Origin of the sequence: Halocatena salina (assembly GCF_023115355.1) — an archaeon.
Taxonomy (GTDB): Archaea; Halobacteriota; Halobacteria; order Halobacteriales; family Haloarculaceae; genus Halocatena; species Halocatena salina.
In genome coordinates, this window is sequence record NZ_CP096019.1 from 919,257 (window position 1) to 936,744 (window position 17,488).

Sequence of the window (17,488 nt, forward strand, 5' to 3'; positions counted from 1 at the left end):
CCATGACAACCTCCAAATCATCACCCACCGTCGATCGAGCCGCGGTCATAAATCGGCTCGACAGCGTCACAGATCCCGAACTCGATCGATCGATCGTCGAGTTGGGATACATCGACGACCTTCGTGTCGAGTCAACCGTGTTCGTCCGGTTCACGCTTCCGACGGCGTGGTGTTCGCCCGCGTTCGCGTGGATGATGGCGGTCGACATTCGCGATTCGATGAGCGAACTGTCCGGTGTCGAACACGTTACCGTCCGACTCGCCGATCATATGCACGCCGAGGAGATCACCAACGGCGTAAACGAGGGCCGCGCGTTCGATGCGGTGTTCGAGGATGCCATGGATGGCGTTGAGGCGGTGCGCGCGACGCTCGATGCCAAGGCCCGGCTGGCCCGCCAGTACCGCGCGGTGGAAACGCTCCTTGGGGCGGGACTCGATCCGGAACAGATCACCGGGTTACGACGGACAGATCTGACGTTCGATGAGGAGACGAATCGGGTGGCCATCGCCACTGATGGGGTGGTGGTGTACGCGCCAGCACCGCCGCTCACCGAATACGTCGAAAAAGCGAACGAAACGGGGATTCTCTGTGAACCCGATGACCGACTGTTCGTCACCCCGGAGGGGACTCCCATCACACCCGAGGCGTTCGAACGCGTCCATCACCGCGCCCGGTCGGCCCGAACGAACATGACCGGACAAGGAGCGGTCTGTGAAGCGCTTCAGGACGCCCGGTACGGACGCGGTTCGGTCGAACGATGACGAAACCGGATCAGTCTCGCCACTTGATCGAACAGCCACGCGAAGGACGGAAAGCCGTTTCCACCGGCTCGCCGGCGAGCACGGCGTCGATGACAGCGCGCATCTCAAAGCCCGGGTCGCCCGATGGGTCCTCGTCCGGCCCGGTTGCGTCGTCAAGCCGACCGTGGTACGCGAGCTGGAATCCATCATCCTCATTCGTAAACAGGAACGGATCGGGCGTACACATCGCTCCGTAGGCACGGGCGACGGTTTGGCTTTCATCACGGAGATACGCATCATAAGCGATCGTTCCTTCCGAAACGAGTTCGCACATTCGCTCGAAGGAGTCGTCGGGATACTCCTCCGCGTCGTTCGGATTGATCCCCACGACCGCGACCTCGTCGTAGTCGGCTGCGATCGCGTTCAATGCGTCCATCTTGGCCTTCGCGTACGGACAGTGGTTGCACGTGAACACTAGCAATAGGACCTCATACCCCTCGAAATCCGACAGTGAATACTGGGTATCGTCCGTACCGGACAGTTCGAATGCCGGTGCCTGATCGCCGCGTTCGAGTTCCTGTGTTGACTTTTCGAGCGCCATACTGGAATCCTTGTATCCGAGCGCAATGTGTGTTCGCCCCCACGTTTTTCCACTCTTATGCAAAATCGTGGGCGAAAAAAAGCCACCGGCTACCGCTCGCGATGAGCATACTCACGTACCACCACGCACCGCTACCGCCTACTAGACCAGGACAAAAGCGATCGCGCGAATCCACAAACGTGAACACGGATTGGACCACCGCACCATCGCGTCGTTCATGAACGTGTTTGCTGATGCTAACTATCTAGTCTCATAGCACCCGTGAATTGTACAGGTGTCTATCACGGTTTGGATGGGCAGAATTTGATGAAAATTAGAGTAATTATAAAGTTGGAAAGAATTACATGATCACCATAATAATTCCATATTAGAAAGAGAAATAACCGCGATGGCAAAAGATGAGCCTTCCGACGAAGAAGAGCGAGAACTGTGGGACAGACTACTCACAACCACCACCGAAGAGGAGTTTCGGAAATTCGTTATTGACCAATTAGCCCTACGTCCTGACGAATCGGTACTCTCGGTGGGGTGTGGCCCTGGCTTCGAGACAGCAGCTCTCGCCCAGCATATCACAGAAGAAGGAAGTATCACCGGTATTGATCTAAACGAGGAGGTGCTAGCCGCGGCCAAAGACCGGTGCGGCGATTTCTCACAGGTGTCATTCAAGCAGGGAGATATCACCGACTTGCCGGTGGCAGATGGGAGATACGACCTCGCTATCGCCAAACAGGTGTTTTCTCAGATTTCCGATGTTGAATCGGCACTGAATGAGCTTTATCGCGTAATCAAACGGGATGGCCGAATGGCTGTCACTGCAGGCGACAGGCGGACGCACGTCAAGCATACCCCGACTGACCGGATGCAGCGTGCCGACGACATCTATCGGTCTGAGATGACCGATCGGCAACGTGGGACACGCCTCGTCGGATTGCTTCCTGAGACCGGCTTCAGCGTTGAGAAAGTCATTCCACGTGCAAAGATTCAGACCGAGATTAACGCTCAGATTGAGCGAGGGATTGAAATACAGCGGCGATTTTTACAGGCGAGCGATACGTTTGACGACGCCGAAATCGAGACCTGGGAACAGGAGCTGAGAGAACTCGACGAGGCTGACCAATTCCTCTCCTGTGGGACGGCCTTTCTCTACCTCGTTCGTAAACCTGAGTAGGCTACTGTCTTTGCCCTCTCTATCAACCGCTCAGAGCGTCTGGTTGAGAGTATGTATAGTCGTCTAAAGATTTCAACAGAGCTATCCACATATATCAACACGCAGTGACACGGGGTGAGCAAGCTTCCCCGAGTGTGGCGGACAGGGTGGTAGCAGTAAGTGACCTACCTGCACCGCGACCGCTTCGCCTCCGCTCGCTGGGCAAACATGTTGTTGAGGGATGTCTTACACACCGCTCTTCTATAGAAACCAAGAGATAGAGACAATGGCTAGGACAGTAGAAGGCATAGGGTCCACCCTAGCTACTATACGATACTCGTAAACACCTTTTTACTTCCATATCGGAGTGTGTACCGATGCCGTTCACGCTCTACCATCTCGGTCCAGCACTACTGATCGGCCTTCCGCTTCGCCGCCGGATCGATCTCCTGACACTCTGTACTGCTAGCGTGGTTCTCGATATCTGGCCAGCACTCGTGTTGTTCGGAGTGTTACCGGGACCGTACCACTGGGTTGAACACACGTATCTCGGTGGTGCCGTCGTCGCTGGTGTCCTCACAAGCGGAATGGTACTGGGTGCGCGCCAGTACCCAACCCAGTTCGATCGATGGCGATCTGATACAGGCAGCCTCACTGGTCTCGTTGTCCCGGCTTTCATCGGCACGTTGTTTCATGTCACGCTCGATAGTATTACTCATCCGACAATGGATCCGTTTACCCCGATCGCTGGCAACCCGTTCTCTCGACTCCTGACACTTATGGAATTGACAGATATTTGCGCTACTCTCTTATGTATCGGTCTTGTGTGGCTCATACTCCTATACACAGCAAGAAGGCAAAATTCAGAGATGTCGTCCAGCACGGCTCTGGATCGGTTGTTTTCGATCGGTCCGCTGCACATGCTCAGCATCCCTCTCAGACACCGGTTATTTGGAGCCAGCATTGCCGTCCTCGGCGTTGCGATACTTCTAGTGGCCGGTCGTACCGATATTTTCATCGCGAAGGTCATATGGGGTGCTTCCGGCGGGATCATCCTGTTCAACGGGCTGTATCTCAACGGCGTCCGGCTTCGATAGCAACACAAGCACGATGTTGGTAGCACGCCCGACTCCTGTCGAATATGGTGGCATGGTGCGGTTTCATCCTGAGGGAGAATATGCGGATGCTTCTCACAGAGAAGTACAGTTATCCACCAAAAACGTAAGAGAGCGTTATCTCACGGTCGCCGGTTCACCCGCTGGAGCCGTCGTCTCCCGAACGTTGATACCGTTACCCTGAAGTCGCTTGTACATCGTTTCCGGTGTCACACCGGCGTAGCCGGCCGCCTGTTCGAGCGTCAGCGTTCCCGACTGGTACAATGATATCGCAGCCACGACCGCGTGTTGGCGCATACGTCATAATGTGTCTCAATACCCTATAAGCATACTGTGAGGTTATATCTCATTATATGCCGTAGGATCTCACTGTGTAGCAAGGCTTTTTGCCGGCGTCATCGCCAATTCCGGCATGGACACACGAGCCGAACTGCTCGGTCTGTTGCGCGAGAACGCCCGCTACTCCGTGAGTGATCTCGCGCGTCTCACCGGTCGAGACGAAAACGAGATCGAGGAAGCGATAACCACCTTAGAACAGGACGGTGTTCTTCGGGGGTATCAGGCCGTGGTGGACTGGAGTCAGGCCGACTCGGAGCCGGTTCGGGCCACCGTCGAACTCAACGTGGCGCTCGATCGTGAGACGGGGTACGACGACATCGCACGACGGATCGTGAAGTTCGAGGAGGTGCGCTCGCTCCGTCTGGTGAGTGGAGATTTCGATTTCGCCCTCGATGTCGAAGCTGACTCGATGGGTGCGGTGTCCCGGTTCATCAGCGAGCAAGTGGCTCCAGTGCCGGAAGTCACCCAGACGGTCACCCACTATGTGATGGAGAGCTACAAAGAAAACGGGATCGAATTCAGTGACGGGCACGACGACGACCGCCTGTCGGTCACGCCATGACGGGACCGTCGATCGCCGAGCGTGTTCGTCAGGTCCCCCCTTCAGGAATCCGTCGGTTTTTCGAACTTGCCGAGGAAATGGATGACGTGATCTCCCTTGGCGTGGGTGAACCGGACTTTACTGCTCCCTCGCGGGCGCGGGAAGCGGCTATCGGTTCTATCGAGCAGGGGCGCACATCATACACCGCCAATCGGGGGAAGCGCGAACTGCGTGAGACCATCGCGGACCACATCGAGAAGTGGGATCTCACCTATGACCCGGACGAAGAAATCCTCGTGACGGCGGGTGCGAGCGAAGCGCTCGATCTGACGTTTCGTGCACTCGTCGATCCAGGCGACGTCGTGGCTGTCACTCAGCCCTCATACGTCTCTTACGTTCCGAGTGCCATCTTCGCGGGCGGGACAGTGTGTCCAGTCCAAACGAGAGCACGAGACGAGTTCGTGCTCACGCCCGAGGTGCTCGAAGAGGCCGGAGCTGGGGATGCCGATCTGCTCGTGCTCTGTTATCCGAACAACCCGACTGGCGCGACGATGACACGAGAAGAACTCGCCCGGGTGGCCGCGTTTGCCCGCGAGCACGATCTCACAGTGCTTTCCGACGAGATCTACGCCGATCTCACGTACGTCGGTGAGCACACCTCTATCGCCAGCTTCGAAGGGATGAAAGATCGGACAGTGGTGTACAACGGCTTCTCGAAGGCGTACGCCATGACCGGACTCCGACTAGGGTACGCGCTCGGGCCGAGTGAGGTGATCGACGCGATGAACCGCGTTCACCAGTACACGATGTTGTCCGCGCCCACGACTCCACAGTACGCCGCTATCGAAGCCCTTCAGTCGTGTGATGACTCCGTCGAAGCGATGCGAACCCAGTACGACCGTCGTCGGAAGTTCGTGCTCTCGCGCTTGGAGGAGATGGGTATCGACTGCTTCGAGGCGACTGGTGCGTTCTACGTCTTCCCTGAATCTCCATGGAACGACGCCGGGGCGTTCGCCGAGGCGCTCCTCGAAGAACAGAAGGTCGCAATGGTTCCCGGCACGGCCTTCGGAGAAGGCGGGTCAGGACACCTTCGTCTGTCGTATGCGACCGGCTTGGAAGACCTCCGAACTGCGATGAATCGACTCGAACGGTTCCTGCAGTGATCCATCCCCGGGATCGTATCGGATCAGCCATCACTAGTTGAAGAATAGATGTTCATCAGATGTATTTAAGGAATATACATCCATCACAAGAAGTTCTTAAATACAACCCCGTGATACACTATAACACGATGGAAGACAAGACGCTAAAAGACGTATCCCACACACCACCAGCTGGAGAGTCGATCGAACGGGTGTGGAAGCGGGGATACGAGACGGACGTCGAGTAAAAACAGCTGTAGACCCTCGAAGTGAGGGAAGTGAAGTAGCCTGACCGCGTCAGTTTTCGTATGGCCGACACCAACGGATCCGAGCAGTCTACAGAAGACGGTGACGTGATCGTTCCTCTGTCGGTGTATAAGATCGTTACCGTTTTCTCGACGCTCATCGCTGGGGCCGCAGTCGTGGCGGGGTTCGCTGTGCTGGATACGGCGACTCAACAGGCTCAGGCTCCAGCGAGTGAGATCGACGTTCCGCTCGCCCTGCTCGGAGTCGCGGCGATCATCGCAGGATCGGCGGTGTACGTCTTCTCGACCCGGTTTCGAACCGCTGGAATGGGAATGGGAAACGCTAAAGACGACGGTGACTAACAGCCGATAATGGCCGACGAATTCATCAAGGGGTTCACCATCCTCACGACCAGCATGCTCGGATGGATGGTTATCGCTGGCTGGTACAACACGCCGGGCTTCGAGGAGGCACAGCTCTCGGCGGCAGCACCGGAGAACTTACAGATGCTCGACCAGTTCGCGCTCACGTTCAAATCAGGGCTGCTGTGGTTCGCCCTCTTGGGAACGCTGACGTTCTGGGTGTTCATTCCCGCCGGGCGCGAGCTACGGAAGGCGATGGCCACCGAGTGATCGTGTCGGACCAACCTCTTCGTTCGTCGACAGGAGACGAGAAACAGTGTTTATAGATCGCGTTCAAACGCGGAGACGGATCGCGGTGCTCACTACGAAGTCACACGATTTGGGTCCAGTACGGTCGGATGAGGAAAAACAAACTGAGATACCCGGCGTACAAGACCACTAACAGGGAGGCAGCGATCGCGCCTTTCGGTCGTTCGAGAGGGAGTTCCTGTCGAACTTCGACCTTTCTGGCTTCGAACTCGAAAAAATCGGTGAGTGCCATACCGAGTACGAGGGTCGAGATCACGACACCGGCGTGGTATTCCAGCGTCGTATAATAAAACGCGCCGAGGATGAGCAGTAGATTCGTCCCGACGAGTGCGGGATGGCGTTCGATCGCTTCTGCACCGTCCGTTTCGGCCTGACGAACGACCGTTCGATGCCCGACAGCACGGGCTATGACGTTCACCACTGCGAGAACGAAAAGCACGTGTTCGATCTGTGGACCGATGATCGTGTCGATCGGGCCGAACAGCGAAGCCGCTAGTACCATACCTACACCGGAGAGGTGCTTCCATTAGAGCCTTTCCAATCCTCGTTCGATGTCGATCGTTTCGATCGTCGTTACTGGCTGCAAGCGGAGTGGCTCGGCGGGCGAAACGGTTCCGACCTGACGCCCATCGACGCGGAGTTCAACGGCCGTATCGTCCCGGTCGACGGTGAGTTGAACGTCCGACAGCGAGACGACCCAGTGGTCGGCATCGATCGAAAACGGCGCGATCGGAGCGACGACGCCGACGTCGGTTTCGGCCGCGATTCGCGGCCCTCCAGCGTCGTGAGCATAGCCGTGACTCCCAGCAGGGGTAGCGACCACGACGCCGTCGGCTCGGACGCTCATGATTCGCTGTCGTCGCTGGCCGTGAGTAGCGACGACAGTGTACTCGGAAATGCGCGCTGGCTCTTCGGTGATCAACGTCACGTCCGCGAGCGCGTGAATGAGTCCATCGGACCGACCGATTCCGATGACCGGATGTGTGACGGTGAGCTGCTGGGGTTCGGTATCGGCGTGGTCGTTGGGTCGGTCTCGATCCGACGAAAACAGGTCAAGCAACCACGGTAGCTCCGTTTGAACCCGGTCCAGAGAGAGCGAACCGAGGCCGGGCGTGTCGGTTCCGATTGGGAGGATCGGGGCTGATGGATCCGGAACGAGCGATCGGAGTGCTGGATCTCCCACAGCGACGATGAACGCAATATCGTCGTTCTGTCCGGTGCGATGATCGACGAGTGGAGTCCCACCACCGGATTCGACCGCGGTTACGACCGGCTCGACCGCATCGCCGACGACACCAACTCGTGGGTCGGTCATCAGTAGCGTTGTTGGTCCGCCTTGCTAAACGACTTTCGAGGATCCATCGTCCGGAAGATCACCGATGAGCGACAGTCCTTCGGCTTTGCCCTCTCGTTGTAATGCTGCGATGATCTCCGTTCGTGGGCGGTGATGGAGCGACGTCTCATCGCGTGCGAGTAACACGAGGAGTTCGGTGACGAGGATCGCACTCTCGCGGAGCGTTCGCGGTTCTAACTTGTCGAGCGTGTCCGCGCGAGTGTGTCCCCATCCCCGACCTCGGCTGTCGGTTTCGCTCCTGAGATGAAGCCCTGGAACTCCGCCTTCAAGCACGAACGGCCAATGATCGCTGTGGGGATTTTGGTGGGGAATCTTCGAGATCGGGTGATCGAATCGATCTGCGATCCGGTCGAGGACATCATCGAGACCCGGAAATCCGTGAGTAAACGCCGAAATCGTTCGATTTCGTGCGACACCGTCGTTGTTAACGACGGCCTTGATCCGATCGAGATCGATCCGATCGGCTTCGTGTTCGGAGCCACACAAGCCGACTTCCTCTGCGCCGAACGCGACGAACCGCACTCGTGTCTCTAGCTCGTCTTCACGCATTGCGAGCGCAGCGGCGAGTTCGACGACCATAGCCGTCCCCATTCCGTTGTCCATCGCACCCTCGGCGATGTCGTGTGCATCGAGGTGGCTTGTAACGAGGATCTCCTCGTCCGTGTCTGGACCCATCACGGCGTGAACGTTTTGGCTCGTTGCGGTACCGACGTTCGCTCCGACCTCCACCGTGGCTGGTTCGCCTTCGAAGCGCCGGACGAGTCGCTCTCCCACCTCCTTGGACACGCCAACGGCAGGGATCGCACCGATCGGTTCGGCAGGAGTTCCGATGCTACCGGTTGGGGCGAGACAGCCATCGATGTGATTTTTGAAAATGAAACCAACTGCACCCGCTTCGACCGCACGACAGTACTTCTCGCGGCGGTGAATGAACCGATCGTACCACTCCGGGACGGTGCTCGACACCACTACGATCGATCCGTTCAGATCGGCATCGAAATCAGCGGGAAGACCGTGCCCGAGATCGACCAGCTCGCCAGTGGTGTTCTCGGGAGGGCTGCGCGGCAACGCGATACTTTCGTGGCGACGACCGCCGGCTCGGACGGCACTCGATTCCCGTTCCCATCCTTGGATATCGAACACATCGAGATGGACCTCACATCCACCAGCCTCTGCGAGTGCGTCACGGGTCGCCACTGCTGCCTCGCGTTCGCCATCACTGCCAGCCATCCGGTCGTCGATGTCGACCAGCCGTTCGAGGTGTTCCCATCCGACAGTGCTCGTAAACGTCGTACCGATCCAGTCGGTCATACAGTACACACTACAAACACGACAGTAATCAGTTCGATGACCGTCTTCGAGCGGTGAGAAACTACCCGTCGCCGTTTTCGTCAACGATCACGACCGATCCGGAGACGACATCGACGTTGATGAGCGTTTTTACGTCGTGATCGTCCATTTTATTCTCACCGCCAACCTTTTTGATGACTGCAACGATGTCCGCGATGTCTGCGCCGATCTCTTCGAGGGCACTGGTGATACTGTGGAGCGTACCTCCCGTCGAGAGAACGTCATCGAGCAACAGCACCCGATCGTCGGGTTCGACATCGTTCAAGTACATCTCGTTTTCCGAGTAGCCCGTTACTTGCGCGAGCGAAACCTCACCCTCCAGACCGTACTGGCGCTTCCGAATGACGACGAGCGGAATGTCCGTCATCAACGATACGGCTGTCGAAATGTGGATGCCCATTGCAGCCGGTGTCACGATCTTATTGACACCGTCGAGATCCGCCTTTCGGATAATCCCGATAACGATTTCGCGGAGCAACTCCGGTTCCAACATCGGAACCCCGTCACTGATGGGATGGACGAAGTATTCGTACTCCCCCTTTTGAATGATTGGCGCGTCCCGAAGCGACTGAGAGAGCCGTTCCATGCTGCCCGTACATGATGAAGACGTAAAAGTACAGCTTGTTGTACTTGCGTTCGAGAGCCGTTCTCACATCGGACGACCGGTCGATCCGGCATCTAGTATAGAATATGGTGTATGTTATGTGTCACTTGCTCGTTTACAGGCGGTCGAGGCGATTCACGAGGAAGTTGCTCCAACACGAAGATCCAGCCGGTTACCGAGTAGGTTCCAAGACCATCCCTTCTGAGGCTGGTGGGTTTTATTCCCATCCGGGACGGTTCACCGCTTGCGAACGACACGAACCCCACGGTCGATGAACAGTGTCGTCGAATACCGCGAGTCACACCATCCGAAGGGCAGGATTTTCTCTTCGAAGGAAGATAGAGATCGGGGATAACTGAGTAGTATACATCAAGTAACGATGAAGGGAAGCACAAGAGTTAGAGGCGATACTGACACAGAGTATGTAAGGGAACGACGGTTCAGTCAGCGTCGTCCCGGGACCACAATGCCGGACATTCGATCGAACCAGAGACGGGCGGTGCTTCGGAGTGTGAGCCTCGTGTTTGCCGGGAGCGTTGCGGGATGTATGAATCTCGTAGGAGACGATCCGGATGCATCGAACGCCGAGGGAGCGGCGGATCAGACGCCGGGGAACGGCGGAGCGACCGGCACGACACCGCCTCCACCGGACGGTGAACCCCCCTATATGCATCCGGCGAGTGGAACGACCGACTACGGCGTTTCGTTGGATGACAGTCCAGTAATGGGTTCGGACGATGCGCCGATCGATATGTACTACTGGAGCGATTATCTCTGCCCGTTTTGTTCTGATTTTTCACTAAAAATACATCCAAAGATAAACCGCAACTTCGTTGTTGATGGATCTCTGCGGATCGTCTTCCTCCAATTGCCGAACATCGGACCGAACTCGTTGCCGGCTGCTCTCCTCTCGAAATGCGTCTGGCAGCAGGTGGCCGATGGCGATCCCAACCGGTTCTGGAAGTGGCACCATTCGATATTCGAACAGCAAGGCGAGGAAAACAGCGGGTGGGCTGACATCGACAAACTCCTCACCATCACCGAAAACGCCGGATTCGATACCGATCCCCTCAAGAAATGTATCCGAAACAGACAAGACAGTATTAAGGAGGATATCCAAGCCGAAATCGATGCCGCCAATCAGGCGAATATCACAGGAACACCCGCATTCGTCTTTGTAAACCCCACGACGGAGAACACCCAGAGGATCACCGGGACGCAACCGTACGACGTGTTCAAACGTACGATACAGTCTATAAAAGACGTTTGATTTGTTCCGACGTAACTATTTATAAATCGTGTTCGACCTCCTCTTGGTCTGCTTTTTGGATGATGATTTTGTCTTCGCGGACCCGGACAAACACCTCATCGCCGATCGACATTCCTGCGACCGTCAACTCGTCCTCGTGTAGATTGAGGTGAGCGTTGTGGTACTGACCATCTGCATCCTTGGTCCCACTGGGACTGAGTTTCTTCTTCCTCACCATCGGACTAACCGTTAGCCATTGTCGGGGAAGCGTCCATTTAACTCTTTTTAGGCGATTCCATCCTGATTTTTTCATTTCGTTCAAGAGTTCTACTAACTCGGTTCCACACCCTCGTTCGATCGTGACGGCCACATCATGGCATCGTGGTGTGAAACAGTGTCGTCGTTCTATCGCTGGTCGGACTGCGCCAAACGACGAGGACCTCAGCACCACTATCGACGCTTCCGGTGTAGATCGTTTCTCCCGCCGTGTACACCGCATCGGATCCGCCCGGTTCGAGCGCTCCCGACCCGACTGATGTACCATCCACGACGATGTCGATGGATCGAATGGCGAGCGAATCACCGCTGCCGTGGCGAACCGTCACCTGTTCACCGTCGACGGCGAAATCGAGACGCGCCTGTGGTGGTTGTTCTTGCTCCCCGCCGAGCCCGAATACGAACGCACCGATAACCGCCGCCAGTATGACTGTTATTGCGACCATTACGATCACACCGATAACCGGCGATACTCCCCGTTCCCGCTCGTACAGCAATCGTTTCGTTCTCATTGTATCGATACCCACCAACGTACCGTCGTCCGTCCGACGATCGTCCAACCATCCGGTAACTGAACGTGGTAGAGGAGATCCCAGTCGGTCCGTGACGATCTGATACACGGACTGGCTGGATCGACGTCGCAACACGTCGATTTCGTCTTCGATTTGCGTTTCGATGCCTCTTCGACCCGAAGGGATGATGAATGCACATGCGATGGCGGCCCGCTCGGGACGTTGCGAGTGAAAACGACCGACTGGGACCATAGAGCGTGTCTCCAGAACGCGATCGACCCGATTCGACCTGATCTCCGCGTTCTGGAACGAGACACGGAGAGCGTGCCAAACGATGAATCGCTCCGTCGCATGTGCAAGGCTGAGTGGTCCCGTTTTTTGGTATAAACCTTCGTACGCTCCGTTCGGGAATCCCATCTCGGCCCTTTTTCGTGTTCGCGTCGAAGCGATCGGTCAGCGTAGTTGGGTGGCGAGTTGGTCGGCGATAGTGAGACCGAGTCCGGTCTTCGATCCCACGTACTCCGTATGGTCGTTCGGACCGACGAGTAGCGCACGGGTTTGTCGTTCACCCAACACGTTCGTGTCGTTTGCAACGACAAAGGAGAGATCAGCCCGATCGAGGGGACCACGGGCTGCTTCGATCAGGTCGTCGTCGTCCCCATCGCTTTCGAGTTTGAATCCGACGATCGGAAGATTCGGGTGTGTATCGCGGATGGTATCGATGAGCTTGGGTGTCGGTTTGAGATCGATCGATAGCTGCTGGCCCGATCGGACCTTCTCGGAGCGCGTTTCGGTGGTGTAATCGGAGATAGCAGCTGCCGAAACGAGCGCGTCCGCCATCGGGGCGTGGCGTTCGACGGCATCGATCATTTCGCGCGCACTCTCGACCTGCTCGACGGTAGCATACGACACGTCGGTTCCGTCGTGGACCAGCGTGACGTTTCCACCACGGACGTAACACGCGCGTGCGACAGCCCGTCCGGTTCGACCGGATGCGCGATTCGTGATCGTCCGAACTGGATCGATCCGTTCGGCTGTCGCACCGCTAGTCACGACGATGTGCTTGTCGGCTAATGGATCGGATCCCGTCTGTTGCGCGAGCGATAACACGATCGAATCGTCGGAGGCGATCTTTGCCTTTCCTTCCTCGACGCGGGGATCGACGAATGTCACACCCCAAGATTCGATCCGCTCGATGGCTTCGAGCACGCCGGGATGATCGTACATGGGTTCGTGCATCGCCGGAGCGACGACGATTGGAACGTCGGTCCCGAGCGCAGTCGTCGCACACGTAGTTACCGGCGTATCGTCGATAGCGGCCGCGATCTTTCCGATCGTGTTTGCTGTCGTGGGTGCGATGAGGACTACGTCTGCCCATCCATCGTGTCCACACAGCTCGACGTGTTCGACCGATCCGGTGATCTCGGTAACGACAGGGCGATCCGTGGCAAATTCGAGCGCCCATGGATGGATGATTCGTTGTGCGCTCTCGGTCATCACCGTCCGTACGGTCGCCCCACACCGCCGGAGTTCGTGGGCAAGTTCGACGGTTCGAACCGCCGCGATCGACCCAGTCACACAGAGCGCGACGTTCACTCCTTCGAGCATTGTTCAGTCATGGGAGCTAAACTGTTGTAAATGGTCCCTCTTGTGGGATCGAGTCGGCATCAGGAGTACGTCGAGAGAACAGTATACTTAGGAGGATGGCAGATAGATAGGGATTGTGGACGCCGTTGAAGCTAGCACCGTAGTGTATCTGCCGCCCGAGGAGGTGTACGAGTTTCTCGTGGATTTTCCACGATACGCGAACTATTCGGAGCACATCACTGAGGTTCGTCAGTATGGCGAGGGCAAAACGGGGACGAAGTACGACCTCGTGTTTGCGTGGTGGAAGCTGTCATACACCGCTCGTTCGGAAGTCACTGCGCTCGATCCGCCCACCCGCATCGATTGGGAACTGATCAAAGACGTCGACGCCCACGGCCACTGGACGGTCGAACACACACCGGAGAAAGCGCCGGACGACGAACCTGACGCCTCGGAGGTTCGGCTCCGAGTGGAGTTCAACCCCGATTCAGCGAACAAAGACGCGATCGATTTACCGGCGCTCGTATCGCTCGATTGGGTGATCAAAAAGGTGACGCCGAAAATCGAAGCGGAAGCGAGAAACATCGTTCGGCGGATCGTCGCCGACCTCGAAGGCGAGGAACGTCCTGTGGATGTTGCTATTCACACCGCACCCGACTCGATGTGATCGTTTCGGGTGCTACTGTTCGTAGTCACCACCGTACCGGAGGAAGAAGTACGCCAGTCCCAGCGTTGAGACCATCGTGGCGAACGTCGCAACCCCGAGGTTTTTCGTGCCTTGGCTGACGGCGGGCGTGACGGGAGCGGCTGGCTCTTTCCGTGGGACCTGCCCGACGGCGAGCGCGCCCAACATCCCTTGGCCCTTGTGTGGTTGGCAGAAATAGGGGATCACGCCCTCTTCATCGGCAGTGTACTCGAAGGTGCCCTCGCTTTTGATCTCGCTTTCGAACTGTCCGTCTTCGGCTTGGACGTTGTGACCCGGTCCTGCCCACTCCCAGATGATCTTCGTACCGGGATCGACGTGGACCGCCACGGGATCGAAGTTGTTTGAGCTGTCCGGACCGACCGTGATGGTGACTTCTCCTTGGCCAGTCATATCGGTCGTGCTGCCGTCGCCCCCCCAGCCGTTGGCGTCGTCCAAATACCCACCGTAGTCGATCGGACCTGAGCCACCACCGCCCGATCCACCACCGGACTCGGCTGTTCCGTTCCCAGTTTGGTTACCGGTTTGATTACCGGTCTCGTTTCCAGTTGTATTTCCAGTCTGGTTGCCGGTTTGGTTGCCAGTCTCGTTTCCAGTCTGGTTACCGGTTTGATTACCAGTTTCGTTCCCGGTGGTGTTGTTCCCTCCTTCTTGGGCAGCCACAGAGCCGCTCGCTCCAGCGACGCCAGCGGTTGCGGAGACGCCGGTCATCCGTAGGAAGTCGCGGCGGTTCATTCCCTCGTCCGTAGTCATGGTGGGGGCTAAGAAACCGGCCGTAGTGAATACTTTGATTCTCCCATCGACTTACAGGCGGTAGTCATGCTCACCGGTTTCGCTTTCCAAAAAGGCCGTCAAGAGATCGATCGTGGCGGTGAGATCGGCGTGGTGGACGCTCTCGGTGACGGTGTGGAGATACCGCGTCGGAACGGAAATAGCCCCGACCGGCGTGGCTCCGTGAGTGGTTTGGAACCCGGCGGTGTCCGTTCGTCCACGCGGGAGGATCTCCATCTGATACGGTATCTCCGCTTGCTCAGCGACCGACTGCAGTCGGCTGTGGACCTTCGGATTCGTGATAACGCCCGAATCTTTGAGTTTGATCCCCGTCCCCTCGCCCAACTCGGTGACGTGCTCTTTCGCTTGGTGGGAAGGAATATCGTTTGCGACCGTCGTATCGAGCGCAATAGCTAGATCGGGATCGAGATCGACACCGAGCGCGCTCGCACCGCGTAGCCCGACCTCCTCTTGAACGGTGGCAGCAAAGTGGATCGTCACGTCGGGAGCGGTGAGTTGCCGGGCGGCGGTCACCATCGCACACACAGAGACGCGATTGTCGATCGCTTTACCCGTGATATGGTCACCGACCTGCTGGGTGCTCTGGTCCATCGTGATGAGATCACCGACGCTCACGCGCGTTTCGACGGTCTCTGCGTCCAACCCTACGTCGACGTACACGTCCTCGATCGACTGCTCGTCCGAATCGTCGTCCGTGTGTGGGGGCGTCGATCCGATGACGCCCGGCAGATCGCCGTCATCGGTGTGGACGGTGACCCGCTGGGCGCGAAGCACCCGAGGATCCCATCCACCGAGAGCGTCGATCGTGAGAAATCCGTCGTCAGTGATGTGCCGAACCATGAACCCGATCTCGTCCATGTGAGTCGCCACGACGACGCTGTAGTCGCTCGTGCCGTCGAGCGTCCCGATCACGTTGCCCATCGCGTCGGATCGAACCGTGTCCGTCGTGGCCGATAGTTCCCGGCGAACGATCTCCCGAATGCGGTCTTCGTACCCGGGAACACCACTCGTTTCCGTCAGTTCTGCCAACAAACCAGTGTCAAACTCGAAGTCCGTCTCGAACGCACCCATATGCCATCTACTAGATCGGCGTCTATATCAGGGGTGCGTCTCGAATATGTATCAGACGACTAGTAATTGGGGAACAGGACTTTCGTTGGCTTACACGTCTCGGTCGATCACGAACCGTGTGAACGCGGCGAGCTGGTCGGCGACATTGGGATCGAGATCGAGTTGTTGCAGGCACGCACGCGCGTCGTTCGACAGCTGCTGTGCTTTTTCGCGTGCATAGTCGACGCTACCGGTTTCATAGAGGAGTTCGACGACGGTCTCGATTTCCTCGGTGGTGTTCTCGTCGGCCCACAGGATGTTCTCCATCCGCGCGACCTCTTGTGGTGAGGCGTTGTTCGCAGCATGGATGACCATCAGCGTCTTTTTTCCCTCACGGATATCGTTTCCGGCGGCTTTACCGAACGCTCCGCCATCCTCGTCACTCGTCTCAATGTCGAGTATGTCGTCGCCGATCTGGAACGCGACGCTCATCAGCTCGGCGAACTCGCCGACGGTTTGTTCGGTGGCGTCGTCTTGTCCCGTGACGATGGCAGCGAGCCGCGCAACGATGCGTCCGAGACAGCCGGTTTTACACGCACACATCTCCAGATACTCCGCTTCCGTGATGTCGATGGTTTGTTTGTTATGCCAGTAAATGTCCATACCCTGCCCGAGATGTGTCCGATTGAGTTCGTGCATCAACATCTCGTAGGCAGAAAGCCTCCGTTCGGCGGAGAGATCAGCAGGGTTGTGGGTGAGGATCTTCAACGGAAAGAAATACATGGCGTTTCCTGCGTTGAGTGCGACATCCTTTCCCGAAATGTGATGCAAGGCGGGGTCTCCACGCCGCATGTCCGCCTCGTCTTCGACATCGTCGACGATGATCGTTCCGTTGTGGAGGATTTCCGGAATACAGGCGTACTGTAGGTACTCGTCAGGATCCTCACCGAACCCTTCGACCAGTAATAAGAAGACGATGGCCCGCCACCGTTTCCCACCCCGATCGAGGAGGTTCCAAACTGGATCGGACAGGGCACGCTGAAGCCCGTTTGAATCGTATTCGTAGCGTGCTGAACCGAAAAACTCCGAAAGATACGCCTCGTCGATGGTTCGTGGTAGCAAGCGCTCGATTTCCCTGTCAACGACCGGCCGCCACTCCTCAAACACCTCCCGCATACCCTGCTTCACTCCGTCCTCATTCAAAAGCCTCGTTATTTTCGTCCGACGGTGGATTCAGAAGGACTAACCAGTGTTCGGATCACAGCAACAGAATCAATGACACCAGAAATATAGCGGGAGGTAGATTTGAACTACCGATCTCCGGGTTATGAGCCCGGCGGAATCTCCTGGCTATCCCATCCCGCTATTGCCTTTTAGTTCGGTCACGGTAGTAAGGGTTATGATTCGTTCGCCGTCTGGTAATCATACCCACCCATCACCGGTGTGATCGGTTGGTCGTTCAGTCAGAA

At 57.1% G+C, this 17,488-nt stretch carries 22 protein-coding genes and 1 tRNA gene; 10 read left to right on the forward strand and 13 right to left on the reverse strand.

What is annotated here, in order from left to right; genetic code table 11:
- The first annotated feature begins 2 nt into the window (after window positions 1-2).
- A complete protein-coding gene (locus tag MW046_RS04630; RefSeq protein ID WP_247994397.1) occupies window positions 3-761 on the forward strand; it encodes an iron-sulfur cluster assembly protein in 759 nt (252 codons plus the stop codon).
- 10 nt (window positions 762-771) lie between these two features.
- On the opposite strand, the gene MW046_RS04635 is transcribed toward MW046_RS04630, so the two are convergent.
- Complete coding sequence (locus tag MW046_RS04635; RefSeq protein WP_247994398.1) at window positions 772-1,341, reverse strand: thioredoxin family protein; 570 nt, start codon at window positions 1,339-1,341, stop codon at window positions 772-774.
- A 388-nt stretch (window positions 1,342-1,729) separates the two neighbouring features.
- Here MW046_RS04635 and MW046_RS04640 point away from each other — a divergent pair, with 388 nt between their 5' ends.
- Both MW046_RS04640 and MW046_RS04645 read left to right on the forward strand, forming a co-directional pair.
- Window positions 1,730-2,509, forward strand: coding sequence for a methyltransferase domain-containing protein (locus tag MW046_RS04640; RefSeq protein WP_247994399.1), 780 nt, complete (start codon window positions 1,730-1,732; stop codon window positions 2,507-2,509).
- A gap of 356 nt (window positions 2,510-2,865) precedes the next feature.
- Window positions 2,866-3,585: a hypothetical protein gene (locus MW046_RS04645; protein WP_247994400.1), complete on the forward strand. Its 720-nt coding sequence runs from the start codon at window positions 2,866-2,868 to the stop codon at window positions 3,583-3,585.
- Window positions 3,586-3,720: 135 nt separating this feature from the next.
- Here the strand turns inward: MW046_RS04645 and MW046_RS04650 are convergent, their stop codons facing one another.
- The gene (locus MW046_RS04650) at window positions 3,721-3,900 is read right to left on the reverse strand and encodes a DUF7317 family protein (protein ID WP_247994401.1); all 180 of its coding nucleotides are present in this window, start codon (window positions 3,898-3,900) and stop codon (window positions 3,721-3,723) included.
- Window positions 3,901-4,015: 115 nt separating this feature from the next.
- Between MW046_RS04650 and MW046_RS04655 the strand changes: the two genes are divergently transcribed.
- The 5 genes from MW046_RS04655 to MW046_RS04670 all read left to right on the forward strand — a co-directional run bounded on the left by MW046_RS04655 (window position 4,016) and on the right by MW046_RS04670 (window position 6,503).
- Window positions 4,016-4,504, forward strand: coding sequence for an Lrp/AsnC family transcriptional regulator (locus MW046_RS04655; protein WP_247994402.1), 489 nt, complete (start codon window positions 4,016-4,018; stop codon window positions 4,502-4,504).
- Complete coding sequence (locus MW046_RS04660; protein WP_247994403.1) at window positions 4,501-5,646, forward strand: pyridoxal phosphate-dependent aminotransferase; 1,146 nt, start codon at window positions 4,501-4,503, stop codon at window positions 5,644-5,646. Before MW046_RS04655 ends, MW046_RS04660 begins: the two co-directional genes overlap by 4 nt.
- Window positions 5,647-5,774: 128 nt before the next feature.
- Window positions 5,775-5,873: a DUF7989 family protein gene (locus MW046_RS19805; RefSeq protein ID WP_497007300.1), complete on the forward strand. Its 99-nt coding sequence runs from the start codon at window positions 5,775-5,777 to the stop codon at window positions 5,871-5,873.
- Between the two features lie 60 nt (window positions 5,874-5,933).
- Entirely contained in the window at window positions 5,934-6,233 is a 300-nt protein-coding gene (locus MW046_RS04665; RefSeq protein ID WP_247994404.1) for a DUF7315 family membrane protein, read from the forward strand.
- Between the two features lie 9 nt (window positions 6,234-6,242).
- Window positions 6,243-6,503: a DUF7314 family protein gene (locus MW046_RS04670; RefSeq protein WP_247994405.1), complete on the forward strand. Its 261-nt coding sequence runs from the start codon at window positions 6,243-6,245 to the stop codon at window positions 6,501-6,503.
- Between the two features lie 100 nt (window positions 6,504-6,603).
- Here MW046_RS04670 and MW046_RS04675 read toward each other — a convergent pair whose 3' ends face one another.
- The 4 genes from MW046_RS04675 to hpt all read right to left on the reverse strand — a co-directional run bounded on the left by MW046_RS04675 (window position 6,604) and on the right by hpt (window position 9,832).
- Window positions 6,604-7,044, reverse strand: a complete 441-nt coding sequence (locus MW046_RS04675) for a DUF7313 family protein (protein ID WP_247994406.1) — start codon at window positions 7,042-7,044, stop codon at window positions 6,604-6,606.
- A 24-nt stretch (window positions 7,045-7,068) separates the two neighbouring features.
- On the reverse strand, window positions 7,069-7,857 hold the full coding sequence (locus MW046_RS04680) for an NAD(+)/NADH kinase (protein WP_247994407.1): 789 nt from the start codon (window positions 7,855-7,857) through the stop codon (window positions 7,069-7,071).
- A 24-nt stretch (window positions 7,858-7,881) separates the two neighbouring features.
- Window positions 7,882-9,207: a M28 family peptidase gene (locus MW046_RS04685; RefSeq protein ID WP_247994408.1), complete on the reverse strand. Its 1,326-nt coding sequence runs from the start codon at window positions 9,205-9,207 to the stop codon at window positions 7,882-7,884.
- 61 nt (window positions 9,208-9,268) lie between these two features.
- On the reverse strand, window positions 9,269-9,832 hold the full coding sequence (gene hpt, locus MW046_RS04690) for a hypoxanthine/guanine phosphoribosyltransferase (RefSeq protein WP_247994409.1): 564 nt from the start codon (window positions 9,830-9,832) through the stop codon (window positions 9,269-9,271).
- Window positions 9,833-10,316: 484 nt separating this feature from the next.
- Here hpt and MW046_RS04695 point away from each other — a divergent pair, with 484 nt between their 5' ends.
- Window positions 10,317-11,120, forward strand: a complete 804-nt coding sequence (locus tag MW046_RS04695; protein ID WP_247994410.1) for a DsbA family protein — start codon at window positions 10,317-10,319, stop codon at window positions 11,118-11,120.
- 19 nt (window positions 11,121-11,139) lie between these two features.
- On the opposite strand, the gene MW046_RS04700 is transcribed toward MW046_RS04695, so the two are convergent.
- The 3 genes from MW046_RS04700 to coaBC form a co-directional block, all read right to left on the reverse strand.
- Window positions 11,140-11,337 carry a hypothetical protein gene (locus MW046_RS04700; protein ID WP_124953856.1) on the reverse strand — a complete coding sequence of 66 codons (198 nt, stop codon included), beginning with the start codon at window positions 11,335-11,337 and terminating at the stop codon, window positions 11,140-11,142.
- A 133-nt stretch (window positions 11,338-11,470) separates the two neighbouring features.
- Window positions 11,471-11,887, reverse strand: coding sequence for a type IV pilin domain-containing protein (locus tag MW046_RS04705; RefSeq protein WP_247994411.1), 417 nt, complete (start codon window positions 11,885-11,887; stop codon window positions 11,471-11,473).
- 453 nt (window positions 11,888-12,340) lie between these two features.
- Window positions 12,341-13,495 (reverse strand): bifunctional phosphopantothenoylcysteine decarboxylase/phosphopantothenate--cysteine ligase CoaBC, encoded by a 1,155-nt coding sequence (gene coaBC / locus MW046_RS04710; protein WP_247994412.1) that lies wholly within the window; start codon window positions 13,493-13,495, stop codon window positions 12,341-12,343.
- Window positions 13,496-13,610: 115 nt separating this feature from the next.
- Here coaBC and MW046_RS04715 point away from each other — a divergent pair, with 115 nt between their 5' ends.
- Window positions 13,611-14,141 (forward strand): type II toxin-antitoxin system RatA family toxin, encoded by a 531-nt coding sequence (locus MW046_RS04715; protein WP_247994413.1) that lies wholly within the window; start codon window positions 13,611-13,613, stop codon window positions 14,139-14,141.
- A gap of 12 nt (window positions 14,142-14,153) precedes the next feature.
- Here the strand turns inward: MW046_RS04715 and MW046_RS04720 are convergent, their stop codons facing one another.
- From MW046_RS04720 to MW046_RS04735, 4 genes are all read right to left on the reverse strand, one after another.
- Complete coding sequence (locus tag MW046_RS04720) at window positions 14,154-14,930, reverse strand: halocyanin domain-containing protein (protein ID WP_247994414.1); 777 nt, start codon at window positions 14,928-14,930, stop codon at window positions 14,154-14,156.
- Window positions 14,931-14,981: 51 nt separating this feature from the next.
- Window positions 14,982-16,040, reverse strand: a complete 1,059-nt coding sequence (locus tag MW046_RS04725; protein ID WP_247994415.1) for a M42 family metallopeptidase — start codon at window positions 16,038-16,040, stop codon at window positions 14,982-14,984.
- A 90-nt stretch (window positions 16,041-16,130) separates the two neighbouring features.
- A complete protein-coding gene (locus tag MW046_RS04730) occupies window positions 16,131-17,195 on the reverse strand; it encodes a polyprenyl synthetase family protein (protein WP_247994416.1) in 1,065 nt (354 codons plus the stop codon).
- Between the two features lie 114 nt (window positions 17,196-17,309).
- A tRNA-Met gene (locus tag MW046_RS04735) sits at window positions 17,310-17,384 on the reverse strand.
- Window positions 17,385-17,488: the final 104 nt, after the last annotated feature.